The 24,628-nt window shown below is 66.5% G+C and carries 25 protein-coding genes and 1 other annotated feature; of the genes, 2 read left to right on the top strand and 23 right to left on the bottom strand.

What is annotated here, in order from left to right:
* Positions 1-25: 25 nt before the first annotated feature.
* The 16 genes from D7316_RS19385 to D7316_RS19310 all read right to left on the bottom strand — a co-directional run bounded on the left by D7316_RS19385 (position 26) and on the right by D7316_RS19310 (position 14,751).
* On the bottom strand, positions 26-1,132 hold the full coding sequence (locus D7316_RS19385) for a Rieske 2Fe-2S domain-containing protein (protein WP_124709713.1): 1,107 nt from the start codon (positions 1,130-1,132) through the stop codon (positions 26-28).
* A 1-nt stretch (position 1,133) separates the two neighbouring features.
* A complete protein-coding gene (locus tag D7316_RS19380; RefSeq protein ID WP_124709712.1) occupies positions 1,134-1,403 on the bottom strand; it encodes a recombinase-like helix-turn-helix domain-containing protein in 270 nt (89 codons plus the stop codon).
* Complete coding sequence (locus tag D7316_RS19375; RefSeq protein ID WP_124709711.1) at positions 1,400-1,855, bottom strand: hydrolase; 456 nt, start codon at positions 1,853-1,855, stop codon at positions 1,400-1,402. The genes D7316_RS19380 and D7316_RS19375 overlap by 4 nt, the downstream gene beginning before the upstream one ends.
* Positions 1,852-3,546 carry a thiamine pyrophosphate-binding protein gene (locus D7316_RS19370; RefSeq protein WP_124709710.1) on the bottom strand — a complete coding sequence of 565 codons (1,695 nt, stop codon included), beginning with the start codon at positions 3,544-3,546 and terminating at the stop codon, positions 1,852-1,854. Before D7316_RS19370 ends, D7316_RS19375 begins: the two co-directional genes overlap by 4 nt.
* Before the next feature lie 29 nt (positions 3,547-3,575).
* Positions 3,576-4,358 (bottom strand): SDR family oxidoreductase, encoded by a 783-nt coding sequence (locus D7316_RS19365; RefSeq protein WP_124709709.1) that lies wholly within the window; start codon positions 4,356-4,358, stop codon positions 3,576-3,578.
* A 44-nt stretch (positions 4,359-4,402) separates the two neighbouring features.
* Positions 4,403-5,146, bottom strand: a complete 744-nt coding sequence (locus tag D7316_RS19360) for an SDR family oxidoreductase (protein ID WP_124709708.1) — start codon at positions 5,144-5,146, stop codon at positions 4,403-4,405.
* Positions 5,143-5,943: an alpha/beta fold hydrolase gene (locus tag D7316_RS19355; protein WP_124709707.1), complete on the bottom strand. Its 801-nt coding sequence runs from the start codon at positions 5,941-5,943 to the stop codon at positions 5,143-5,145. Before D7316_RS19355 ends, D7316_RS19360 begins: the two co-directional genes overlap by 4 nt.
* Positions 5,940-6,920: a VOC family protein gene (locus D7316_RS19350; protein ID WP_197718380.1), complete on the bottom strand. Its 981-nt coding sequence runs from the start codon at positions 6,918-6,920 to the stop codon at positions 5,940-5,942. The genes D7316_RS19355 and D7316_RS19350 overlap by 4 nt, the downstream gene beginning before the upstream one ends.
* Positions 6,921-6,946: 26 nt before the next feature.
* Complete coding sequence (locus tag D7316_RS19345; protein ID WP_124709705.1) at positions 6,947-7,915, bottom strand: PDR/VanB family oxidoreductase; 969 nt, start codon at positions 7,913-7,915, stop codon at positions 6,947-6,949.
* Between the two features lie 35 nt (positions 7,916-7,950).
* Complete coding sequence (locus tag D7316_RS19340) at positions 7,951-8,469, bottom strand: cupin domain-containing protein (RefSeq protein ID WP_124709704.1); 519 nt, start codon at positions 8,467-8,469, stop codon at positions 7,951-7,953.
* Positions 8,470-8,506: 37 nt separating this feature from the next.
* Positions 8,507-8,875, bottom strand: coding sequence for a RidA family protein (locus tag D7316_RS19335; protein WP_124709703.1), 369 nt, complete (start codon positions 8,873-8,875; stop codon positions 8,507-8,509).
* A gap of 71 nt (positions 8,876-8,946) precedes the next feature.
* Complete coding sequence (locus D7316_RS19330; protein ID WP_124709702.1) at positions 8,947-10,485, bottom strand: aldehyde dehydrogenase; 1,539 nt, start codon at positions 10,483-10,485, stop codon at positions 8,947-8,949.
* 223 nt (positions 10,486-10,708) lie between these two features.
* Entirely contained in the window at positions 10,709-11,251 is a 543-nt protein-coding gene (locus D7316_RS19325; protein WP_124709701.1) for a MarR family winged helix-turn-helix transcriptional regulator, read from the bottom strand.
* Positions 11,252-11,364: 113 nt separating this feature from the next.
* On the bottom strand, positions 11,365-12,189 hold the full coding sequence (locus D7316_RS19320) for an ABC transporter ATP-binding protein (RefSeq protein ID WP_124709700.1): 825 nt from the start codon (positions 12,187-12,189) through the stop codon (positions 11,365-11,367).
* 50 nt (positions 12,190-12,239) lie between these two features.
* Entirely contained in the window at positions 12,240-13,160 is a 921-nt protein-coding gene (locus tag D7316_RS19315) for an ABC transporter permease (RefSeq protein WP_232016983.1), read from the bottom strand.
* 106 nt (positions 13,161-13,266) lie between these two features.
* Entirely contained in the window at positions 13,267-14,751 is a 1,485-nt protein-coding gene (locus D7316_RS19310; protein WP_124709699.1) for an ABC transporter substrate-binding protein, read from the bottom strand.
* A gap of 216 nt (positions 14,752-14,967) precedes the next feature.
* Between D7316_RS19310 and D7316_RS19305 the strand changes: the two genes are divergently transcribed.
* Positions 14,968-15,360 carry a YidH family protein gene (locus D7316_RS19305; RefSeq protein WP_232016982.1) on the top strand — a complete coding sequence of 131 codons (393 nt, stop codon included), beginning with the start codon at positions 14,968-14,970 and terminating at the stop codon, positions 15,358-15,360.
* Positions 15,357-15,701: a DUF202 domain-containing protein gene (locus D7316_RS19300; RefSeq protein WP_124709698.1), complete on the top strand. Its 345-nt coding sequence runs from the start codon at positions 15,357-15,359 to the stop codon at positions 15,699-15,701. Before D7316_RS19305 ends, D7316_RS19300 begins: the two co-directional genes overlap by 4 nt.
* Before the next feature lie 81 nt (positions 15,702-15,782).
* Here D7316_RS19300 and D7316_RS19295 read toward each other — a convergent pair whose 3' ends face one another.
* The 7 genes from D7316_RS19295 to D7316_RS19265 all read right to left on the bottom strand — a co-directional run bounded on the left by D7316_RS19295 (position 15,783) and on the right by D7316_RS19265 (position 24,541).
* Complete coding sequence (locus tag D7316_RS19295; RefSeq protein WP_232017205.1) at positions 15,783-17,306, bottom strand: SulP family inorganic anion transporter; 1,524 nt, start codon at positions 17,304-17,306, stop codon at positions 15,783-15,785.
* 135 nt (positions 17,307-17,441) lie between these two features.
* Positions 17,442-18,824 (bottom strand): arylsulfatase, encoded by a 1,383-nt coding sequence (locus tag D7316_RS19290; RefSeq protein WP_124709697.1) that lies wholly within the window; start codon positions 18,822-18,824, stop codon positions 17,442-17,444.
* 56 nt (positions 18,825-18,880) lie between these two features.
* On the bottom strand, positions 18,881-19,699 hold the full coding sequence (locus D7316_RS19285; protein ID WP_124709696.1) for a GntR family transcriptional regulator: 819 nt from the start codon (positions 19,697-19,699) through the stop codon (positions 18,881-18,883).
* Between the two features lie 132 nt (positions 19,700-19,831).
* Positions 19,832-20,029: a hypothetical protein gene (locus D7316_RS27275; protein ID WP_197718268.1), complete on the bottom strand. Its 198-nt coding sequence runs from the start codon at positions 20,027-20,029 to the stop codon at positions 19,832-19,834.
* A gap of 160 nt (positions 20,030-20,189) precedes the next feature.
* Positions 20,190-21,433, bottom strand: a protein-coding gene (locus D7316_RS19275; RefSeq protein WP_408609970.1) for an IS3 family transposase whose coding sequence is annotated in 2 segments (ribosomal slippage) — positions 20,190-21,148 and positions 21,148-21,433 — 1,245 coding nt in all. Because the reading frame shifts where the segments join, the coding sequence is not laid out codon by codon here.
* Positions 21,054-21,155: a sequence feature (AL1L pseudoknot), on the bottom strand. Its footprint overlaps the gene before it by 102 nt.
* Before the next feature lie 211 nt (positions 21,434-21,644).
* Positions 21,645-23,582: a DNA topoisomerase (ATP-hydrolyzing) subunit B gene (gene gyrB / locus D7316_RS19270; RefSeq protein ID WP_124709695.1), complete on the bottom strand. Its 1,938-nt coding sequence runs from the start codon at positions 23,580-23,582 to the stop codon at positions 21,645-21,647.
* Positions 23,579-24,541, bottom strand: a complete 963-nt coding sequence (locus D7316_RS19265) for a formylglycine-generating enzyme family protein (protein ID WP_408610025.1) — start codon at positions 24,539-24,541, stop codon at positions 23,579-23,581. The genes gyrB and D7316_RS19265 overlap by 4 nt, the downstream gene beginning before the upstream one ends.
* Between the last annotated feature and the right edge of the window lie 87 nt (positions 24,542-24,628).

Raw genomic sequence — 24,628 nt, 5'->3', positions numbered from 1 at the left:
TCGTCCATACCACCGTCGATGCCGCTCACGTCGCCAACCCCGCACCGTTCGCCGCGGCGAGAGCGGCGGCCTGCGCGACGGCATCGGCCCGATAGATGCGCCGGATGCGGGACACTCCGAGATCGTGTTGGTACAGGTGCTCCTCGCGATCGGCGTCGTTCGCCAGCACCTCGAGGACGAGGCGGTCCTGCTCGAGCACCTCCCAGTGCTTCTCCTCGAGCCGTGTCCGGTAGAGGAACCGCCAGGCCTCGCGTTCCCATCCGCTGACTCGACGGGTACGCCAGTGGAAGATCGCCGACGTCGAGCAGTCGATGGGTGTGCTCATCCCGACGATGCCGAACACCCCGCCGGGACCGGCGGCGGGTCCGTACGGGATCTCCAGATCGACGTAATCCATGGAACCGCGTACGAACTCGACCCAGTCGAAGTTCACGCCGCACTGATCGGTCTTCTCGAAGAAGAACCCGCGGTCGGTCTCGCGGATGCGGAATCGAGCGGAGGTGTCACCTCCGAACATCGAGTGCGAATTGCGATGCAGGAATGCGCCGTGCATCGGGTCGAGCACATTGTCCATGTAGAACCGCCACGGTCCGGCCCATTCCGCGAAGTTGGGAAACCACGAGACCTCCGGATCGGAGAGCCGGTCCGGGAGCACGAACGGCGTGGGCACCGAGTCCGCGGTCAGCGGGATATAGGCGAATATGGTGTCGGCGGCCTCGACGACCTCGAGCGAGGCCGTCGCGCGCCGCCCTTCGAGTGCGCAGCCCGGCATCCCGGGAACGGAGACCACGGTGCCGCCGCCATCCACCTGGACACCGTGGTAGGCGCATGCAATCCGATCGCCGAGGTGCTGACCCACCGACAGGGGTGCGCTGCGATGCGGGCAGCGGTCCTCGAGCATGTGCACAACGCCATGGGCGTCTCGAAACAGCACCCAGTCGACCTCGAGACGCCGGACCGGGACCATCGCCCCGGCCTCGACCATGTGCGACGGCAGGATCGGGTACCAGCGGTCGCGCAGACCGGTGGCGGCGATCTCGTCGGCGTCCAGGTGACGCCGGGTGCCCACGGCGAAGGTCGGTCGTCCTCGTGGTGTCGGCCGGGGCGTGGTGCGGGTTTCGGTGGTGGTCATGTCATTTCCCCAATCTGCGCATCTCGGCGCGGAAGGTCTCGTCGGTCCACGGGCCACCATCGGGTCCGTGCAGTCCCAGGGCATTCAGGCCGTCGACCACATCGTCGAGAGTCGTTGCACCGTCGGCGAACACCTCGGACAACGAGCCGGCGAGCTTGTCCTCGTAGGGTGTGATCGGTTCCGGGTGGGTCTGATGCGTCTCGAGATAGGGCTCGCGGAACGTCGCCCGGCCGAGCGCATCGACAGGGAATTTCGCTGTGCGAGTGTTCATCGGAGAGCTCCTTCGATGAGTGGGGTGGGTGGGGTGAGCAGGCGCCCGTCGCGGGCGGCCAGACCTTCGGCGATGGCGACGAAGGATGCGGACCACTCGGCGAACGACTCCCGCCGTTCGGTGTGGACCGGTCGCGGCGCACCATCGATGACGACGAACACGCCGTTGTCGATCTCACCCGCGAGCTTTTGGGCGGCAGTGAGATCCGCGTCAGATGATGGCGCCGACGCCAGGACGAGAGTCGGTACGACGACCTGTGCGAGCAACGGGACGACGTCGTCAGGCACCGGAACCGGCTCGGCCAGTACAAGACTCAACACGACCTCGGGGTGCGCTACCGCGAGCCGGATGGCGTCGGCAACGTGGTCCCCGGCGGCGAAGACGTGAGTCTGCTCGCCCGCCGCCACGGCGGCGAGGGCGCCGTCGTCCCACCAGAGCTTCGGGGCGATCACGACCGTCCACCGTTCTGGTGATCTGCGGTGGGCACGTGCACCGGCGGCACGAACGGTCCCGGCACCGGGTCCAGCGCTTCGACGTCGACCTCGATGACCGATGGCCCCCGCCGACCGACGGCCTGGTCGAGTGCGGCGGATATGGATCCGGGGCCCTGGACGAGTCGGTACGGCAGATCCATCGACGCCGCGAGCAGATCGAAGCGGGGGGTGTGCAGGTCAACTCCGGATCGACGGAATCCGTTCTTTTCCTGCATGTTTCGCAGAACTCCGTATCCGCCGTCGTTGAACACCAGCACGATCACATGTGCTCCGGAGCCGGCGAGGGAGGCCAGTTCACCGAGGTGGACGGCCAGGCCGCCGTCGCCGGCCATGACCAGCGTCGGAACGTCGGGGCGGGCATGCGCGGCGCCGATACCCATGGCCAGCCCCTGCCCGATCCCGCCGCCGAGAGGGAACACGTTGGTCGCCTGCTCGTGGATGGGCAACAGGCGGTTACCCCACTGACTCGACGGGATGGTGACGTCGCGGGCGATGACCGACCGGGCGGGCACGGCGGTGCGGATCGCCTCGCAGATCTCCGCGTAGCCGCCGATGTACGAGGTCAGTTGGCGGCGTACGACGCCGCGAACCTCGGTGACCCGGTCGCGCCATCCGGGTTCGGCGGTTCCGGTGTCGAGGTGCGCGGCGATGGCACGCACCGACTCACCGGCGTCGCCGAGGACACCGACGGTGGCCGGATAGACCCGGCCGATGGTCGCCGGCACAACGTCGATCTGGATCAGATTCGCGGGCAACGGAAGGCTGTACGAGGCCGTCTCATTGGAGCGGAAATGCGTACCGATCGCCAGCAGGACGTCGGCGTCGGCGATCAGTTCGCGGGCGGCGGGTGTGGTGGCGAAGTTGCCGATCACCAGCGGATCGTCCTCGTCCACGATGCCCCGGCCGGAGTTGCTGGTGAGGATGCCCGCGCCCAGACGGTGTGCGAGTTCGCCGATGGCCACGCCCGCACCCGCCGCACCCCCACCGAGCCAGATCAGCGGCGACCTGGCAGTACGGAGGAGATCCGCTGCGCAGGCGACGGAGTCGGCGTCGACGCTCGGGACGGGTCGCGGTGCCGACTCGGATGGGCGCTGCTGATCGGGAGAGGCAAGGTACTGCAGATCGGTGGGCCACTCGACGCTGGCCGGGCCCGAAGGAGCGGCCAGAACCCGCGCGATCGCTGCTTCCAGTTCGGCCCCGGCTTCTTTCGCGTCGCGGATCGTCGCGGAGTACGCGGAGATCGCGTCGAGCATCTGTGGTTGGCGCGGGAACTCGTGGATCACGCCGCGACTCGCGGCGGGGCGCCCCGGTGCCAGGTGCTCGCTCTCGATCTGTCCGGTGATGTGCAGGACGCGACTCCCTGCGGTCAGTGCCTCGACCATCGATCCGGCCGCGTTGCCCGCTCCGGTTCCGGTGCTCGTCAACGCGATCCCGATCCCGCCGGACGCTCGCGCGAACCCGTCGGCGGCGTTGACCGCGGCGGCCTCGTGTCGCATCTCGACAAAGGTGAGGTCGCGGTCGACAGCCTCGACCAGTGGCAGGTTGTGGATGCTGACGACGCCGAATGCGGTGGTGATGCCGTGGCGGCGCATCACCTCCACGAGGACGTCGCCGCCGGTCTGGCGGTGGGACTCGGGCTGGGTGGTCATGGTGGTCTCCTGAGGGATGGTCGTCGGTGTCAGGCGTAGCGGTGGACACCGCCACCGACGTCGAGGGCTGCGCCGGTCATGTAGCTGTTTCGTGGGGACAGCAGTGTGGTCACCGGGAAGGCGAGTTCGTCGGCGGTGCCGAAGCGGCCCAACGCTATTCCGCGGTCGTGGGCGATCTCCGCGCTCCATTCGTCGAAGTCGGCGGGCGAACCGCTCTCCACGAAGCGCCGCTGCCACTGTCCGGTGTCGACGAGCCCGAGCAGGACCGAGTTCACCCGGATCCCGTCGACGGCGAGGTCTCCGGCGAGCGACCTGGACAGGTTGAGCAGCCCGGCCCGTGCGGCAGCGGTGATCGCGAGCCGGAGCTCTGGCTGGCGGGAGAGGATTGCGTTGACGACCACGATCGACCCGGCATCGGACTTGGCCAGCGCGGGGCGTGCTGCCCTGACCACGTTGAGGGCGCCGAAGATCTTGAGGTCGAACTCGTCCCGGATCTCCTCGTCGCTGGTCTCGTCGAGGGTGCGCATCAGCGACCGGCCCGCGTTGCAGACCACGCCGTCGAGACCGCCGAGTCGGTCGACCGCCGAGTCGACGAAGTCGTCCACCGAGGACCGGTCGGTGACATCGCACGCCGCCGTGACGACGTCGGTGACTGCGGCCAGTTCCTCGGTGGCGGAACGCAGCCGCTGAACATCGCGTGCGCACAGGGCGAGGCGCGCCCCTTCCTCCGCGAGCAGCCGCGCCGTGGCGAGTCCGATCCCGGAGCTCGCACCGGTGATCAGAATCCGGCGGCCGTCGAGCTGCAGATCCATGGCGTTCTCCTCGTGTGGTGGTGTGTGGTGGTGGCGTGAGTCGGTCAGCGGAAGATGAAGCCGCCGTCGACGACGATGGTCTGGCCGGTGACGAATGCGGCATCGTCGGAGAGCAGGAACCGCACCACCCCGGCGACGTCCTCGGGTGTCTGTTCGCGTTTGAGAGCCCGGCCCTCGGCGTAGGTGCGATACCGCTCGTCGGGTACGGATTCGGTCGCCTCGACCCGGATCAGCCCGGGCGCGACTGCGTTGACGCGCACGCCGAACTCGCCCGCGTCGCGCGCCATCGAACGTGTCATGCCGATGACCGCAGCCTTCGACGACACGTAGTGCACCAGGCGGGGTGACCCGTACAGCGCGACGTCGGAGGCGATGTTCACCACCGAGCCCTGCGCGGCGGACAGCATGGGCCACAGATATTTGGTCACCGACCAGGTGCCGCGGACGTTCACGGTGGACAGCCGGTCGAACTCGTCATCGGCGAGGTCGAAGAAGGTTGCACCACCGACTCCGTCGGCGATGGCGGCGTTGTTGACGAGGCCGACGACCCGGTGGCCGTCTGCGTCGAGGCGGTCCGCGAGTGCCCGCACCGACCCGATGTGGGCGATGTCGGTGACGATCGCGGTGGCGTCGTGCCCGGCGACGAGGAGGTCGCGCTCGGCGGCGTGGGCGGTATCGGGGTCGCGCTCGGCGATGACGACGCGGTGTCCCTCGCGGCAACAGCGTTCGGCGATGCTGCGGCCGAGGCCGCGTCCGCCGCCGGTGACCACGATGGTGCCGGGGGTCATGACAGACCACCGAGGAACTCGAGGACGAGATCGGCGACGGTGTCGGGCCGCTCCTGGACGGCCACGTGGCCCGCGGCGCCGATGATGTGCAACTGCGCACCGCGGATACCGTTCGCGAGCGCCCGCGACTCGTCGACGCCGGTGATCACGTCGTGCTCGCCGACGAGGACCAGCGTCGGGCAGTCGACCCGCGCCAGGTCCGGGCCGTGGTCGGTGGTCGCCATGAACTCTGCTGCCGCGGTGAAACCGGGAATCCGGATGTCCGCCATCGATCGACGTACTGTTTGGCACACGATGGGTGCCGCTCCGGGGGCGGTCAGCCGCGGGGCGCGTTCGGCCGCAACGGCGTCGGCACCACGTTCGCGGAGTTCGGCGATCCGGGCGAGCATGGCGTCGGCCTTCCCGGCGGTGGTGCCTGACCCGCGGGTGCTGTCGGCCAGGACGAGTGCGGCAACGATCTCGGGGCGGCGGAGGGCGACCGCGATGGCCACGACACCACCCCACGACGTACCGAGGAGAGTGACGGGTTGCGCCGGCCACGTGCGCTCGATCAGATCGATGACCGCGGCGACCACGTCGACGCCGGGCATCGGATCGGCGGACCTGCCGTACCCGGGCGCATCGAGGCACCAGGACGGCACACCTGCCGCGGCGAGGCGCTCGGCCAGCGGCGCACACGAGTCCGCCGAGCCGCCGATGCCGTGCAGTAGGAGCACCGGCCGATCCGTGCGGATCTCGCGGTGCGATCGGTGCTCGACGACGTTGAGACCGTCGACGGCGGAAGCTGCGACGGTCATGAGACACCCGCCGTCTCGGGCGCCCCGTAGAAGTAGTCCTCGTGCGCCGCCACCAGCGCCCGCGCACCGAGGTCAGGGATTCCGGCCATGGCCGACCGGATGGTGCTGCTCGGCGGCCCGGCCGTCCCCCAGGTATCGGAGAGCTCGGGGGTGCGCCGCCAGGTGCGACAGAGCCAGGCGTCCTCGTCGATCTGGGCGACCTCGGAGGTGTACTCGCAGACGAGGCCCGCGGGGTCGGTGAAGTACGAGAAGGTGTTGTCGCCCGGCCCGTGTCGCCCGGGTCCCCATTGAGGCGAGATGCCGTGCGACCGCAGACTTCCGATGCCGCGCATGAAGTGGTCGATCGATGTCATCTCGTACGCGATGTGGTTGAGCGACGGCCAGGACGCTTGGTTGAGCGCGATGACGTGGTGATCGGAGTTGCACCGCAGAAACGCCATCTGCCGTTCGGACCAGTCGGATACACGCATGCCGAGGACACGGGTGTAGAACCACGCGGTGCGTTCGATGTCGGTGGTGTTCAGGACGACGTGGGCGATCTTCCGCGGCACCGCCCGACGTCCGGCCGGCTCATCCGTCGGGACCGCGAAGGTGTCCGCGGACAGTTCGATCGTCCGCCCCTCGGGGTCGACGAGCTGCAGGCCGTATCCGCCGCCCGCGTCGTCGAGCGGCCCGGGCGCACGGAGCAGCGGGATGCCCAGCGCTTCGAGTACACGGGCCGCGTCGTCCACCTCACGAGGAGTCGCGACCGCAAAGGTGATGCGGCCCAGAGCATTCACATCACCGGCCCGCAGATCCAGGACATGATGTTCGGTGCCGGTGGCGCGCAGCCAGAATCGGTCGCCGTCCTCATCGACGGTCGACAGCCCCCAGACCTCGTGGTAGAAGTCACGGGAGGCGATCGGATCGGGCACGGTCAGCGCGACCGAACGCAGGCTGCGCAGGCGGCAGACCGGCCCGTCGGCGAGCGGTGACATCGGGGCGTGGAGCACGGTGGTTCCTTCTAGAGATCGAGTACGAGTTCGGCGGAGCGGCAGCGTGATACGCACGGGAACATCGTGGTGTTCGCGGCGTGCTCGGTCTCGCTGAGCAGGAAGTCCCGGTGGTCGACGTCGCCTTTGACGACACCCACCTCGCAGGTACCGCAGATTCCTTCGGTGCAGGAGCTCGGTACGTCGACGCCCGCGTCGATGAGGGCGTCGAGCACCGAGATGTCCGGTGCGACATGGACCCGTTGGCCACTGCGTTCGAGCACGACGTCGAAGGCCGGATCGTCGCCGACGGGTGTGACAGCGACGGGTGCCGAGAACCGCTCGGTACGGACTGTGACACCGTCCGGCACGGCCGAGGCAACCGCGTCCAGCAGCGGCGCCGGGCCGCAGCAATAGACCACCGAACCCGGCTGCGCGACACCGACTGCGGCCTCCAGGTCGGGTAGGCCGCCCACCTCGTCGTCGGCGTGGATCGTCACGACGTCACCGTGGGCGGTCACCTCGTCGACGAAGGCCATCGTCCGGCGTGACCGGCCGGCGTAGAGCATCCGCCAGCGACTCCCGCTGTCCTGCAGTCTGCGCATCATCGCCACGATCGGGGTGATGCCGACACCGCCGGCGACCAGCACATGCTCCGTCGCGTCAGGTTCCAGTGCGAATGCGTTGCGGGGACCGTCGATCCGGATCTCGGCGCCGACCGACAGCCGGTCGTGGACGAGCGTGCTGCCACCCCTCGATTGCTCGGCGCGGAGCACGGCGACCGTCCAGCGTGCCGTGTCGCGCGGGTCCGAGCAGAGGGAGTACTCGCGGATCAGTCCGCCCGGAAGGTGTAGCGCGACATGAGCACCCGGGTCCCAACTCGGCAGCGGGGCCCCGGTCGGATCGACGAAGGTGACGCTGGTGATGCCGTCGGCCTCCCACGTCTTCTGCTGGACGCGAAGGATTCTCGACGTGTCTGAGCTCGTGTGCGCTGCGGACATCGGTGGCGATCCTTTCCGGTCGGTCGGGTGACGGGTCAGCGGGTGACGCCGTACATCTCCGAGCTGGGCGGGTAGGTGGGCAGCTGGGGCTTCGGGGCGCCGATGATCACGCAGAACAGCGCGTCGGTGTCCCCGACGTTGGCGAGACTGCGCGGCACACCGGCCGGCACGCGGATGAGGTCGCGGTATCCGAGGCGGCGCACCGCCTTTTTGGTGCCGTCCTCGACGTCGTGGACGGCCACCTCGAGCTCGCCCTCGAGGACGAAGAACACTTCCTCCACGTCGTGGTGCGTGTGCTCGGGTCCGACCGCGCCGGCTGGCAGGCGCATGTTCGAGAAGGTGAAGTGCTCGGACGGCAGCGTGCGGTTGTCGCCGTCATGGTTGCCGGTGGCACCCGATCCGATATAGCGGATCTGCGCGCGCTTGAATCGATCTCCGCCCTTGGCGGCCTGGAATCCGAGGGTGTCCCAGTCCTCGTAGCGGGTGTCGCGGCTCGCGATGCAGGCGTCGATCTGCTGGTCGAGGTCCACGGTGGTCTTCTCCGGTGCGGTCATGATGACGTCCTTTCGGGTGGGTTGTATCTGTCGGGGGTCAGGCGGCGTGCGCGATGGCTTCGATTTCGACGGTTGCGCCGTACGGGAGCGCTGCGACCTCGACGAACGACCGAGCCGGCCGCGGATCGTCGAAGATTTTCTCGTAGTGACGGTTTGCCGCGTCCCGCAGCGAGACGTCGGTCACGAAGTAGGTGGTCTTGACGACGTCGGCGAGAGTCATGTCAATCGTCGCGAGACGCTCGGCGAGCCGGGCGATCGCGGCGTCGAACGCCGGCTCGACCCCGTCCACGGCGTGCCCGCTCTGGTCGACTGACAGTGCGCCGGAAACGAATCCGAATCCGGCCACCGCGAAGGCGGGGCTGTAGGGATGCGCTGCGCGATGGTCCGCGTCGACGGCGATGGTCATGTGTGACGTCCTTTCGATTTGATGGGGTGGTTGGATGCTCTGGATGTCGGTTACCGGGTCCGGGCCGGTGGCTACCGGGGCGATCCCCAGGCGAGGGGGGAGTCGCTGAGATCGAGATAGAAGCTCTTCTGGTCGGCGTACTGTCGGACGGCGTCGCGCCCCTTCTCGATGCCGAGTCCGCTGTCGCGCAGCCCGGTGAACGGGGTGGAGATGGAGAACTGCTTGTAGGTGTTGACCCAGACCGTCCCGGCATGGATGGCTTCCCCGACACGCAGTGCTCGCCGGTAGTCCTCGGTCCAGATGCCGCAGGCGAGCCCGTAGACGGTGTCGTTGGCCTGCGCAATGACGTCGGCCTCGTCGTCGAACGGGATGACCACGGCGACGGGTCCGAACACCTCGTCGCGACAGATGGTGTCGGCGTTGGTGACGTCGGTGAGGATGGTGGGTGGGTAGTAAGTACCCGCCGCGAGCCGCGGATCGTCGGGAATCGCTCCGCCGCAACGCACTCGGGCTCCGGCGGCGACGGCGTCGTCGACCATGGCGGCGACCGAATCACGATGTGCGGCGGCGATCATCGGCGCCACATCGGTGGCCGGATCGGTGCCGACGCCCAGTCGCAGTCGCCCGGCACGCGCCACCAACTCGTCGGTGAACGCGTCGGCGATGCTGCGATGCACGAAGATCCGGGATCCGGCGATGCAGCTCTGGCCACTCGACGAGAAGATGCCGAACAACACACCCTGCAAGGCTCGTTCGATGTCGGCGTCGTCGAAGACGATGGTCGGCGACTTGCCGCCGAGTTCCAGGGTGATCGGCATCAGCTTGTCCGCGGCGACGTGCGCGAGATGACGGCCGGTGGTGGTGCCGCCCGTGAAGCTGACCTTGGCGACCAGCGGATGCCGGACGAGCGCCTCACCGACGCTGCGTCCGGGGCCGGGCAGGACCGACAGCACTCCACGCGGCAGACCCGCCTCCTCACAGAGTCGGGCCAGCAACAGCGTCACCCACGGTGCCCACATCGGAGGCTTGCTGACCACGGCGTTGCCGGCGGCAAGTGCCGGTGCGAGTTTTTGTGCATCGGAGGCGATGGGCGAGTTCCACGGGGTGATGGCCCCGACCACTCCCATCGGCCGATGCGTCGACATCGTCATCCACGGTCCACGCGGCGTCGTCAGCGCGCCGTCCATCGTCTCCAGCGCTGCCGCCATGTAGCGAAAGGTGTTGGCAGCACTGGACGCAAGGGCGCGGGTCTCCGCGAGGGTCTTGCCGGTGTCGAGGGTCTGCAGCGCAGCGATCCGCTCGCGAGAGGCGTCGATCGCATTGCCGATCCGATGCAGAACGGCCGCCCGTTCGTGCGGGAGCATCGTGGCCCAGCCGCTCGTGGTCGCGGCCGAAAGCCCCTCGCGCACTGCGGTGTCGACGGTCTCGGGCGTTGCGCCGTGCAGGGTCGCGAAGATGTGGCCGGTAGCGGGGTCCACCGACTCGATCAGGTCCCCGGTGCCGATCTCCCAACGGCCGGCGACGCAGATGCGATCGACGAGGTCGATACCGGTATCGATGCCCTGCGACGCGAGGTCTGAGGCGTACGGGGTATTCGCGACGAGCGACATGCGTGGTGTCCGTTCCGACGGGAAGCTTCTTCGACTGGTTCCGCGCTCCGAAACATTTATCTTTGCGCTAAGACAGTTCTAATGTCTTAGCGCTAAGAGGTCAAGGCCAGAAATGGCTGCACAGGCGTTTGTAACGAGCGATTTACACGTCGGAAATCGTAGAGATGCAGGTCACACTGCATGTGGTGGCGATCACTGCGCCGAAAATTCTTCTGCGGAAAAGTTACCCGCCGGCGGTGATCGGGTCCGATTCGCCGGGATCCAGTCCGTCACCGAGCATCGCCGAACGCGCCGAACGCTCCAACGTGCCGAGCAACTGCGCGAGCTCGACGGCCTCGTCCTCGGACAACCCGGCAAGCATCGTCTGGAGCTTCGCGAAATGCTCGTCGGCGATGCGATCGACGAGCGCGGCACCCTCCGGAGTGAGTTCGACGTAGACGACGCGGGCGTCGTGCGCGTCCTTGGCACGGGTGACGAGGCCGGCATCTTCGAGGCGCTTGACCCTCAACGACAATCCGCCGGTGGTCACCAGTGTCTGTTCGGCGAGCTGACCGGCGGTCAGCCGGTGATCCGGCACCGCACGACGCAGACACGCCAGTACATCGAATCCGGATTCGGTGATGTTGTGTTCCTCGAAGGTCGACGCGATGCGCGCGCGGTAGACGAGGAAGCTGCGGTGCAGACGTCCGAAGACCTTGAGCGCCGAAACGTCGAGCTCGGGACGTGCGACGGCCCAGTGCGACACGATGACATCGACTCCATCCATGATGGGTCGAGGTTACCGGGACCCGCCGCGCTCCCCGGACGCCACCGATGCGGACACACCGGCGGGCCGCCGGCTGAGTTGCCGACGGCCCGCTGCGGTCTCATTGGTTTCGGTCAGTGCGCGCCCACGGGTGAGTGCCCGAGGAACTCCAGGATCGACTGCCGGCGATGCTGGTAGGCGTCATCGAACGGCGCCTGCGGATCGCGAGGTCGATCGATGGTGATGACGTCGGCGACAGTGGCCGGCCGGTGGGTCAGGAGGACGACGCGATCGGCGAGCAGCAGGGCCTCGTCGACGTCGTGCGTGACGAACAGGATCGTCATCTTGGTCTGCTCCCAGACCGAGATCAGCAGCTGCTGCATGTCCAGGCGGGTCTGCGCGTCGAGTGCGCCGAACGGCTCGTCCATGAGCATGACCTTCGGTTCGCAGGCGAGGGTGCGGGCCAATTGCACGCGCTGGCGCATGCCACCGGACAGGTGGCTGGGCAGGTGGTCGAGGTAGCCGCCGAGGCCGACCTGCTCCAGGTACTCGGTTGCCACGCGCTTCGATTCCCGTCCCCGGACACCGCGCAGCGCGAGCGGGAACTGCACGTTCTTGAGGGCCGTTCGCCACGGGAAGAGGGCGTCCTCCTGGAACACCATGGCGCAGTGTGCGTCGTTCCCGGTGATGGCCTGTCCGTTCACCGTGGCCGCACCACCCATCGGTGCGAGCAGACCGGCAAGAGCTCGCAGGATGGTCGACTTGCCGCAGCCCGACGGCCCCAGGAACACGACGACCTCACCGGGTTCGATGTCCAGCGTGACGTTCGCGGCGATCTTGCCGTCAAACCCCAGCTGGAGATGATCGAGGATCACGCCCGCGCCGGCGCCGGTGCTGTACACGGGGATGTCGGATGTGGCTTTGACGTCGGTGACGACGCCGGAATCGGTGGTTGTCATGGTGTCAGTCCTCGTCGTGGTGTGCGGCCGGTTGGTGATGTCTGCGGTCGTCATCGCGACGCCCTGGGCAGCCAGTGATTGACTCGTCGTCCGATGAGCTCGACGATCCAGGCGGTGATCAGGCCGAGCGCGCCGATCGAGAGCATGCCCACGACCACACCGGCGTAGTCGAGCAGTCCGTACGACTGCCACGTGTAGTAGCCGATGCCGAACTGTCCGGAGATCATCTCCGCGCTCACCACACAGATCCACGCGACGCCCATGGCGACCGAGAGACCCGCGAAGATGCCGGGCATCGCGCCGGGCAGGACGACGCAGCGCAGAATGGTCCATCGGCTCGCGCCCATCGTCAGCGCGGCTTCCTCCCACACCTTCGGCAGTGAGTCCATCGCATGGATGGTGCTGACCAGGACGGGGAAGAAGGCGGCGAAGAAGGTGATGAAGACTATGCCCTGCTCGCTGGACGGGAAGAGCAGGATGGTCAGTGGCACCAGTGCGATCGCCGGGATGGGACGGATCATCTCGATGAATGGCCGCAACGTCTTTCGCGCGATGTCGGATCTACCGATCACCATGCCGAGCGTGATTCCGATGATGGCGGCGAGTCCGAAGCCGAGGAGGATTCGCTGGAGGCTCGCGAAGAGGTCGGCGTAGTAGCCGCCCGAGCTCAGCCGTTCGACGAACCCGTCGAACACGGCACCGGGGGTGGGCATCCGATTGAAGCGCAGCCACGCCACCACCTGGTTGGTCGTCAGGAGATGCCAGATCACCACGAACGCGGCGATGGGGATCAGCGGGAGCACGATGGTCAACGCGATCCGGCGGAGCTTGGTCGAGGTACTTGCCGAGCTCCCGTCAGAACTCGTCGGCGTGGAATGACCGGACATCGGCGGTGCTGCTGCCTCGGTCGGGTCGGCGGCGGGCTCGCCTGGTGCGAGCGGGCGATCCTGGGTCGGGGCCATGTGCGCCATGTGCATTCTCCTTTCACGGAGGTCAGGGGTCAGAGGTCAGGGGTCAGAGGTCGGGTTCAGGGGTCGAACGCGGGTCGGGAGGAACGTGGATGGTGAGGTCGGCCGGTCAGGTGGTGGATCGCGACTGCGACAGAGCTGTCTCGTAGGAGACCTCGGTCAGGGTCGGGTGAGATCGCCGGTACGTCGCGGCGCCGTCCTGGGTTGCGAAGGCCAGATAGCGTCGGGATGCGGGTGCGGCCGGGTCGGTCAGCCAGGTGGCGTGGTCGGCGAAGAGTTTGGTCGCGGTGACCGCGTCGGGAACGTACGCAGCACGAACCGGCGTGCCGGTGTCGGCGATCCGTCGTAGCGCGCAGCTCGGGGTAGCGGCCACCGACGTCGACTGCTGTCCGGCGAACCAGACCTCGGATGCGGTTGCGGGGTCCGCCACCGGCAGGCCGCAGACCTCGTCGGTGCCGGTCAGCCGGCTCGGGTTGCCGATGTCGGCGGTCTTCGTCGCGTAGTCGGAGCCGTACAGCTTCTCGAGGTGACGGGTGTCGGTGAACGACGCGATGTCGAAGTCCTCGGAAACGGAGCCACGCTTGACGAGGTAGGCCTTCACCTTCTCGAGCGCCGGGCCGAACTGCTTCTTGATCGTCGGGTCGAAGGACACCAGACCGTTCGGCCCGTTGTAGAGATAGACCACCTCCGGCTCGATGCCGGTGATCTCGCTGACCCGCAGTGCCGCCTGCATGGGCTGCGCCGTGATGTGGTCGGTGGTTTCCCTCAACGCCTGCATGAAGGCCGCCATCACCTCGGGATGCTGTTCAGAGAACTGATGCCGGGCCACCACACCGTGGAACGTGGGCACCTCGTTGTCGCCGCCGTCGTAGACGAGCCGGCCCTGGTTGCGGAAGATCACCAACTGCGGCCAGGGAACGAACTGGGCGAATGCGTCCACCTGCTTACCCTCGACGGCGGCCGCGCCGATGGACGGGTCCTGGTTGGCGATGTGGACGTCATCCTTGGTGATGCCGACGCGTTCGAGCGCGGTCGACAGCATTCCGTCACCGGCCGAGCCGAGGCTGGTGGAGACGTCCTTGCCGCGTAGGTCGTCCAGGCCGGTGGCCGTGGACCCGGTCGGGACGACGACCTGATTCAGCGAACCACGCAGGTTGTATCCGGTCGTCGCGATGAAGTCGGTCTGCGCGTCGTCGTACTTCTTGGTCTTCGACCCGTTGGTCAGCAACGGGTAGTCGCCCATCGATCCGATGTCGACGTGCGAGGCGATCATCGCCGCGGTGAGCGGGGCTCCCGACGAGAAGTCCTGCCACACCACGCGGTACTTCTTGCCGGACTTCTCGCCGGCTTCATCGAGCGCGGCCTCGAATGCCCCGCGATCACGCATCAAGGTGCCCGCGTTGACCGTGTTGATCGTCTTGGACTGATATCCGACGTTGACGACGACGGATTCGGAGTCGAACATGCCGCAGCCGGTCAGCGCTGAACTCAGCGCGAGGGTCGCGGTGCCGACGGCCAGCGCGGCCCGGCCGCGGCGGCTGATGCGCGCCGCCGAGGGCCGGCGGGGGAAGCGCTGGATGGTGTTCTCGGTCATGACACAAGACTCGGAGCCAACTGTTACATCTGAACGAACCACCGTTGCAGCACGGTTAAGCCACCAGGTCAGCGCGGTGCGCGTCCAGGAAGGCTGCGCCGAGCACTCAAGGATTGCGACGTAATACGTTGCATGAGAACACTTCTCGAATAGCTCTCGGCGACGTGAGCCATCTCCGGGATCACGACATTCAGCCGAAAGTTGCATACCGCCACCATGATTCGTTGGCGTTCCATCGGCGGGTACGGAAGCCTGGTGGTCATGGAGATCAGCGAACCCGATTACCGGTTCACCCTCGCGAACGAACGGACATTCCTCGCGTGGCAGCGCACCTCGCTCGGCCTGCTCGCGGCGGCGGTGGCGGTGCTGCAGTTCCTGCCGGAGGACACTCATCCGGCAGTCCGGTACGGGGTAGGGGGTCTGCTGGGCGCGCTGTCCGTCGCCACCTCTGTGGGTGGGCTCGCGAGGTGGCGCGGGAACGACGACGCGATCCGCCGTGATCAGCCGTTGCCGCGGCCCCGTCTGATCGCCTATGTGGCGTCGGTGCTCGCCGTGGTCGGCGTGATCGCAATCATTCTCGCGCTCGCGCCGGTGCTCGGCGTCCGATGACGACCGCGGAGACCACTCCGGCCACGAGCGACCGGGGCCTGCAGGCCGAGCGAACGATCCTGTCGTGGTCCCGTACCTCGATCGCCCTCGGCGCCAACGGGATTCTCGTGGCCGGTCGAGACCTGGTGAGTCATCCCGACGAGTGGAGCTGCGTCCGATGGGCGGTTGCCGCAGCCGCCGTCACACTCGCCCTGGCCATTTACCTCGCCGGTCGCCGGCGGGCGCACGACCTCGCCCGTCGCCCGCTGTCGCGGCCGGTCGCCGCACGTCACCTGATGACGTTCACGGGTCTCACGATCACCCTGCTTGGGGTGGCACTGCTAGCCACAGCCGCACTCTGATCCGCGGTGCCGTACACAGCACCGCAGCCCCGGGTACCGATCGGATGATCGATACCCGGGGCTGCGGTCCGCAACGCGCCTTCAGGTTGCGCGGAACGCGCCGGCCAGTCGGGCGTGCAAGGCCTCCGACGCATCGTCGAGGCCCACAAAACTCACAGACTTGCCGACGGCGTGATACTTGCCGCGAATCCCCTCGAGCGTCGCGACCGACGTGGCATCCCAGACGTGCGCCGCCGAGAAATCGATGATGACGCGCATCGGATCGCCGGCGTAGTCGAAGCGGTCGACGAGACCATGGCTGGACGCGAAGAAGAGATCGCCGGTGATCCGATAGGTCTGCACCGGCCCCGAGTGCTCGGGGTCGTCATCGACGACGAGGTAGTGCTCCTCGATCGACGCGTGCCCGGCCACCCGTCTGACGAACGCAACCATCGCACACAGCACACCGACGATCACCCCATACGCGAGATTGTGGGTGACGACGGTGACCGCCACCGTCATCAGCATGGTGACCGTCTCCCCGATCGGCATGCGACGCAGGGTTTTCGGCGAGATCGAATGCCAGTCCATGGTCGCGAACGAGACCACCACCATCACCGCGACAAGTGCTGCCATGGGGATCGCCGCGAGTGCCGGACTGAAGAAGAGCACCAGGCACAGCAGGGCCGCACCGGCGACGAACGTCGAGATCCTGGTCCGGCCACCACTCTTCACGTTCATCATGGTCTGGCCGATCATGGCGCAGCCGCCCATTCCGCCGAAGAACCCGGTGACGAGGTTTCCGACACCCTGGCCCCAGCTCTCTCGTTTGGCGTCTGACGAAGTGTCGGTCAGCTCGTCGACGAGCTTGGCGGTGATGAGCGATTCGAGCAGACCCACCATGGCGACGGCGAGGGCGTACGGGAAGATGATCCGCAACGTCTCGAGGGTGAACGGCACACCGGGGATGCCGAGACTCGGCAGCTCCGATGACATCGGCCCTTCATCGCCGACGCGCGGCACGCCGACGGCGAACACCACGGCGATGACGGTGAGCACTGCGGTGGCGACCAACGGGGCGGGGACCACCGTGCTGACCTTGGGTAGGAACACCATCATCAGCAGTCCCGCCGCGGTCATCGGGTAGACCAGCCACGGGACCCCGATCAGGTGCGGCAATTGTGCGGTGAAGATGAGGATGGCCAGCGCGTTCACGAATCCGGTCATGACGCTGTGCGGGATGAACCGCATCAGCTTGGCCACTCCCAACCACGCCATCACCACCTGAAGGATTCCGGCGAGGAGGATCGTGGCGATGAGGTGGTCGACGCCGTACTCCCGGACCACCGGCGCCACGACCAGTGCCACCGATCCGGCGGCCGCCGAGATCATCGCTGGTCGTCCACCGACGAACGCGATGGTCATCGCGAAGATGAACGAAGTGAACAGGCCTACCGCAGGCCCGACACCGGCGATCAGCGAGAACGAGATCGTCTCCGGGATGAGCGCGAGCGCGGTCACGAGGCCGGCGAAGAACTCTGTTCGGAGCTGCCGAGGATTCCGCAGGGCAGCAAGCGTCGACGACCTCCGCACGCCGACGGCTGTTCGCGACAGCGTGTTGGCCACGTGCGTGCGCACAGCGGGACGTCGCAATGAGTCAATGCTCACCAGGGATCTCCATCGTTGTCGTCGGTCGCATACCGCGCGCGAGAACAGCACCGGCGGAGGATCATGGTGATCCCCCGCCGATACACCCCTCGCTCAGGCCTGGGCTGCTGCCAGGACTTCTTGTCGCTGAGGCACGAAATCGATTGGCGCGCCGGGCGGGATCAGTTCCTCCCGCTCGACTGACTCATCGTGTTCGCGGATGATGCGGTGGGCATGCTGCATGACCCACCACCGGACGAAGGTCTGGTTGACCGCCTCGCGTTCCTTGGGGTCCTCGAGCAGGTTGATGATGCGCGCGAACCCGAGCGGGATCTCCGGGTCATGGAAATGTTGCTGTCGCACGAAACTGATCTTGAACTGCGACCACTTCACGGCGTGCAGTTCCTCGTTGAGCCACACCATGCACCCTTCGCGCGCCGATTCCTCTGCACCGGCGAAGAATTCGCGCTGGTCGAGCCCGTCGATCTCCCGGTCGAGGGGGACCTCGCATCCGGCGAGGCGGACCAGCGTGGTGAACATGTCGGTCACGTGCATCATCTCGTTGCTCTCGCGTGGCTTGACGTGCCCGGGCCAGCGGATCAGTGCCGGGGTTCGAATACCGCCCTCGGCCGAGCTGAAGTAGGAGCCGTCGAAGAAGCCTGCGGTGCCCCGACCGGCCAGGTGGTCCTCGGGTCCGTTGTCGCCAGCGAACACCACGATGGTGTCATCGGCGATACCGAGCTCGTCGAGCTTGTCGAGGATGCTTTGGAAGTCGTGGTCGAGCATCAGGAGGGCGTCGCCCCAGTCCCCGTTGCTGCTCTTGCCGCGGAACTCCTCCCGCACCTCGATCGGGAAGTGCAGCAACGAGTGGTTGTGATACAGGAAGAACGGCTTGTCCTCAGCCACACTGCGTTCCATGAATGCGTGGGCACGACGGTCGTACTCGGCGTCCATCCGCCCCTTGAGTTCGACGGTCAACTGCTCGTCGGTGGTGCGGACGCCGCCTTCCTTGGTGCCGTCGTACATGTAGGACCAGCCGTCACGTTCACCCTTGTACCAGGGGTCGTCAGGCCATAGGCACTCGTCGTAGGTTCGGGCCGGGCCGTACCACTCGTCGAAGCCGTGATCGGTGGGCCAGCGTCCGTCTTCGGCGCCGATGTGCCACTTGCCGTAGCAGGCAGTGGCGTAGCCGGCGTCGGACAGGATGTCACCCATGGTGCGTTCCCAGGCGACCAGGCCGCCGGCGTTGCCGCCGAGCGCGATCGTGTGGTTACCCGATCGGATCGGATACCGACCTGTCATGAGCGCGGAACGCGTTGGTGTGCACTGCGGTTCGACCACGAAGTGGGAGAGCTTCAGGCTCTCGCCGGCGAAGCTGTCGATGTTCTTGGTGTCGGCGCCGCGCAGGATTCCGCCCCCGTAGCAGCCGAGCTCGCCGAGCCCCAGATTGTCGACGTGGAAGTACACGATGTTGGGTTGTTTACTGGGTGTGGACATGGTTATGCCTCACTTCCTTTCTGTTGGTGACAATGTGACGAACGCGGGTCGAGTGGTCAGTCAGACGTTTCGGTGTCCGAACCCCTGACCCGGGGATTGACGGAGACCAGCGACAAGCGGTCTCCGCGGTAGCGGACGGATTCCAGGTCGAACGGTGTCCCATCCTCGAGATACGAGAGTCGGTGTAGCAGCAGGACAGGCGATCCGACACGCACGCCGAGATGCCTGGCGGTGCCCTTGTCGGCCGCGACGGCCTCGACAGTGTTCTCAGCCTGGCCCAGGCGGACGCCGAGCTTGTCCTCCAGAAGTCGGAACACGTCCTCCTCGGCGAGATTTGCGCCGTCCAGGGCGTCGATGGCCTCGGGGCGCAGGGATGTGGTGTCCAGCGACAGCGGGACATTGGCGACCGACCGCAGCCGTTCGATGAACAGGATCGGGCTCCCCTCAGGGATGTCCAGTTTGTCGGCGACCGACGGGGTCGCCGTCGATTCGCGCGCCGACAGCACCTCGTTCTGCACCGAGAGTTGGTGTCCGGCCAGCGATTCGGCCAACCCCTCGAGCCGATCGATACGCTGCCGGAGTTTGGCACCGGTCACAAAGGTGCCTGCACCTTGCACGCGGGTGATCAGACCTTCGGCACGAAGCAGGTCAAGCGCTTCGCGTATCGCATTACGGCTGACACCCCATTCCTTTGCCAGTTCGTTCTCCGGAGGCAGCATCGGCCGCGGCGCGGCGAGTCCACCGAATGCGCCATCGAGGATCTGGGTCCGAAGGACATCGCGCACCCACCGGGCGGCGTCCTCCCGGGTGCCGGCGTATTTGCGGGCCGGTGGGCGCGGGAAGTCCTTGGGTGGAATCCGTGGCCTCGATGTCATGGCTCTACGCTCCCAACTCGACATTCCCGCTGATTTTCCTGGGAATTATCGATCTGTTACGCCACCGTGTACAGGCTCAAACGGCTGGCCAGCGGCTATGGGATGGCGCAAGGTGGGGTGAAACGCCACCTATCATCGTGGGTGGGTGATCACTTCCTGTCCGGTGGTCGGGTGGTGCCAGGTGATGGTGCGGTCGGTGTGCATGGTGGGTAGCCAGATTCCGAGGTGTTTGCGGTGGTGATCGGGTGTGCAGATCGGTGCCAGGTTGGCGTGCACGGTCCACCCACCGGCCCGGGGGTCGGCGTGGTGGAACTTGACGAGATGATCCAACTCGCAGTCGTGGGAGGGTCTGCTGCACCACGGGTATCGACAGGTCAGATCCGTGTACAGGATGTATCGGCGTAACCGCTGCGATGGGGCGTAGGTCAGTGCTCCCGGTGGTGGATGGCCGTATCCGCCGTGTCCGGTTGAAGTACCCCAGGTTTAGTTCCTATGTGGTTGCGAGGGCCGGGTCGGCTGGCTCGCTGGGGTGTGAGGCCCCGGTCAAGGTGGCCTCGTACTCGGCTGGGGGAACGTAGCCGAGGGCTTCGTGCAGGCGTTGGTTGTTGTACCACCACACGTATTCGAGAGTGGCCAACTCGACCTGCTCCACGGTGCGCCAGGGACCACGCTGGCGGATCAGCTCGGTCTTGTAGGCCGAGTTCACGCTTTCGGCCAGCGCGTTGTCGTAGGAGTCCCCGACGGTCCCTACTGACGGTGTGATTCCCAACTCGATCAGTCGGTCGGTATAGGCCAGCGATAGGTATTGCGACCCGTGGTCGGAATGATGGGTCAACCCGGATAGATTGGTATTCGCCTGCCACACAGCGTGATCGAACGCCGGAAGGGGAAGGTCCTCAGTCCGCATCGACGAGGCGACGTGCCAGCCCATGATCTTGCGGGTACAGACGTCGGTGACGAACGCGACATAGGCGAATCCCTGCCAGGTCCGCACATAGGTGATGTCCACGACCCACAGCTGATTCGGTTGTGTGGCAACAAAAGTGCGCTTGACCCGATCCTCCGGAACCGCAGCGGCTGGGTCCGCGCGGGTGGTGAACACTTTCTTCGAACGCTGCACCCCGCGCACCCCGGCGCACCGCATCAGTCGGCGGGTCTGCTCACGGCCGACCACATGACCCTTGCGGCGCAGTTCGGCGTGCACCTTCTTGACCCCGTACACCGCATAGTTGTCGCTGTGGACCTGCTTGACCACCGCCACGAGTTCGGTATCGCGAATCGAACGTGCCGACGCGGCGCGGGATTTCGCTGCCCGATATCCTCGCGAGGTGAGGAACACCACGCCTGCCGCGCGCAGGGTGCGGCAGATGAACTCGACCCCGAACTGATCGCGAAACTTGTCGATGAACGCGATCATCTCGTCGTGGTCCGGTCGAGCTCCGAGGCGAAAAACGCGCTCGCCGACTTGAGTAACTCGTTGGTCCGCCGCAGTTCGGCGACTTCCTTCTTCAGCCGCCGGATCTCGGCGTGCTCCTCGCTGCTGGTGCCGGCCCGCTGCCCGGCGTCGATCTGGGCTTTACGGCGCCACCGGCGCAGCGTTTCCTCGGCCACCTGCTGCTTGGCCGCAACTTGACGGATTGCCTCGAATTCCGAGAGCTCGGCGTCGGCCTCCAACGCCGTCTCCAACATGCGCACAGACTTCTGCCGGAACTCCGGCGGATACTGACGTGGCATGGCTCCATCCTCCTACAGATGACGGAACTAAACCTGGGGTACTTCACCTCGCGACCTACTCGACCAGCGGAGGCGGGTGTGGCCTCGATACGCCCTCGGCCAGCGCCTCGCGACCTACTCGACCAGCGGTAAGCTGGCGTCTCGCAAGCTACTCGACCACCGGAGGGGAAGGCGCCTCGCTACTCGACCAGCCTGCAGGGCGCCGGGCGCATCACACGTCGAGGAACCGCTCGTCACCGGCGTTGCGGGTGATGAAGCTGCGCCTCGCCTCGACGTCCTCGCCCATGAGGATCGAGAACAGCTCGTCGGCGATGGCGGCATCGGTCAGCGTCAATCGCCGCAGTACCCGCGCGTCCGGATCCATGGTCGTCTCCCACAGCTCGGTCGCACTCATCTCGCCCAGGCCTTTGTATCGCTGGATTCCACTGTCCACGTCCACCCGACGGCCGGCGGCCCGTCCGGCGGCGAGCAATCGATCGCGGTCGCGGTCGGAATAGGCGTACTCCGGCTCTCCCCTCTGCCATTTGATCTTGTACAGCGGCGGCTGGGCGAGATAGACGTGACCGTGCTCGATGAGCGGACGCATGTACCGGAACAGCAGGGTCAGCAGCAGGGTGGAGATGTGCTGACCGTCGACGTCGGCGTCGGCCATCAACACGATCTTGTGGTAGCGCAGCTTGGCGAGATCGAACTCGTCACGAATCCCGGTGCCGAACGCGGTGATGATCGACTGGACCTCGGTGTTCTTCAGCACGCGGTCGATGCGCGCCTTCTCTACGTTGATGATCTTCCCGCGGATGGGCAGGATCGCCTGATACATCGAATCGCGGCCGGATTTGGCACTGCCCCCGGCGGAATCGCCCTCGACTATGAAGATCTCGCCCTTCTCGGGATCGCTGCTCCGACAATCGGCGAGCTTCCCGGGAAGGCCGCCGAGACTGCCGGCAGTCTTGCGTCGAACCAGTTCACGTGCCCTCCGCGCCGCGATCCGCGCCTGCGCGGACGACGCGGCCTTGCTGACGATGGCCTTGCCTTGCGCGGGGTTGGCGTCGAACCACTCGGCCAGATGCTGGTGACACACGCGCTGGACGAACGACCGGATCTCACTGTTGCCCAGTCTGGTCTTGGTCTGGCCTTCGAACTGCGGGTCGGCCACTTTGACCGAGACCACCGCCGCGAGTCCCTCGCGGATGTCGTCGCCGGACAGATTGGTGTCCTTCTCCTTCAGCACTTTCAGGGATCGCGCATAGCGGTTGACCACCGCAGTGAGGGCGGCGCGGAAGCCCTCCTCGTGCACCCCACCCTCAGGTGTGTTGATGGTGTTGGCGAAGGTGTGTACCGACTCGGCGTAGCCGGTGCTCCACTGCAGGGCGATCTCGACCTCGTAACCCGCTCCGTGGCCTGAGAATCCGATCACCGTCGTATGAAGCGCCTCCTTGGTCCGGTTGATGTGCGCAACATAGTCGTTCAGGCCACCGGGGTAGTGGAAGCGCTGAGCGTCGGCGTCGATCCGATCATCGACGAGAGTGATCTCCAGTCCGTTGTTGAGGAAGGCCATCTCGCGGAGGCGACGCGCGACCTTCTCGACATCGAGGTCGGTCGTCTCGAAGATCTCGGCGTCCGGCCAGAATCGGACTGTCGTGCCGGTGTCTTCTGCCGGCTCGCCACGCTGCAGCACACCCGGGATCGACCGATCGTATCGCTGGAACCAGCGGTATCCGTCCCGCGTAACGTCGACCTCGAGCCGCGTCGACAACGCGTTCACCACGGAGACGCCCACGCCATGCAGGCCCCCGGACACCGCGTACGCGCCGCCCTCGGCATCGAACTTCCCGCCGGCGTGGAGTTGCGTCATGACGACGTCGATCGTGGGTATTCCGCTGGCGTGCATGGCCACCGGGATTCCACGACCATTGTCCGAGACCTCGGCGCCGCCGTCGGCGAGCAGCCGCACCGCCACCGTCGTCGCGTGCCCGGCCATCGCCTCGTCAACACCGTTGTCGATGACCTCCCACAACATGTGGTGCAGCCCACGGCTACTGGTGGACCCGATGTACATCCCCGGTCGTTTGCGGACGACATCCAGACCTTCGAGAACTGTTATCGAGTCTGCGCCGTATGCGATCTCGGTATCGTCCGTCATGGTCATCGTGCATCGCCTTCTCGGACGATGCAGCGGAATCCGATGTGACCGGTGGATGCGTCGTCGGCATGGCCCTGCCGGGCCGCCGGGCGGTATCGATTGCAGTAGTTCGGCGCGCACAGATGCGAGCCGCCCTTGACGACACGCCGCGCATCGACCTCATCGTCCGCAGAAGCGCTCTGCTGCACAGGATTACGTGGTATGCAGCAACTGCTCGCCGGTGCGATGTTCTTGTCGCTGTCGGCGTGGCTGGCGGTGTGATTGTCGCAGGTCCATTCCCATACATTCCCGGCCATGTCGAACAACCCATAGCCATTGGGCCGAAACCGCCCGACCGGAGAAGTCCTCGCGTAACCGTCCTCTTCGAGGTTCTCCCAAGGGAATTGACCTTGCCACACGTTGCCACCCGGCCGACCGTTGGGCTCGTCGTGATCGCCCCAGACGTAGCGCTTGCGGTCCAGTCCACCGCGCGCCGCGAACTCCCACTCCGCCTCGGTCGGGATGACTTTGCCTGCCCAGTCGGCGTAGGCGCACGCGTCGAGGTAGGAGACATGGGTCACCGGATGATGATTGCGTTCGCCGACGTTGCTGCCCTGGCCTTCGGGATGCCGCCAATCCGCCTGCGGCACATATGACCACCATCGGCGGTAGTCGTCGAGCGGGACCGGGACGTTCGGCGGTGTGAACACCATCGAGCCGGCGACGAGCAGATCGGGATCGGCATCGGGAAAGTCGGCGGCGGAGGGCTGCCGCTCCGCGGTCGTGACGTAGCCGGTGTCCTTCACGAAGCGGCGGAACTGCGCGACCGTCACCGGGTGCGTGTCGATCCAGAAGCCGTCGACGGCCACCTGGTGGACGGGTCGCTCTTCGGGATAGAAGTCGTCCGAGCCCATCCAGTAGGTGCCACCGGGAATCCAGGTCATGCCCTTGCGTGCGGCGGGCGCCTGCGGCGTCATCAGCAACATGTCGCCATCGTGCCAAGCAGATGACCCCTTGGCGTTTTACTTTGTGTTACGCCACCTGGTCGGTCCTGAATGTCCTGGTGGCAACAC

The sequence above is a fragment of the Gordonia insulae genome (assembly GCF_003855095.1).
Taxonomy (GTDB): Bacteria; Actinomycetota; Actinomycetes; order Mycobacteriales; family Mycobacteriaceae; genus Gordonia; species Gordonia insulae.
Note: the sequence above shows the minus strand (reverse complement) of the source record. Positions and strands in the feature narration are given on the sequence as shown.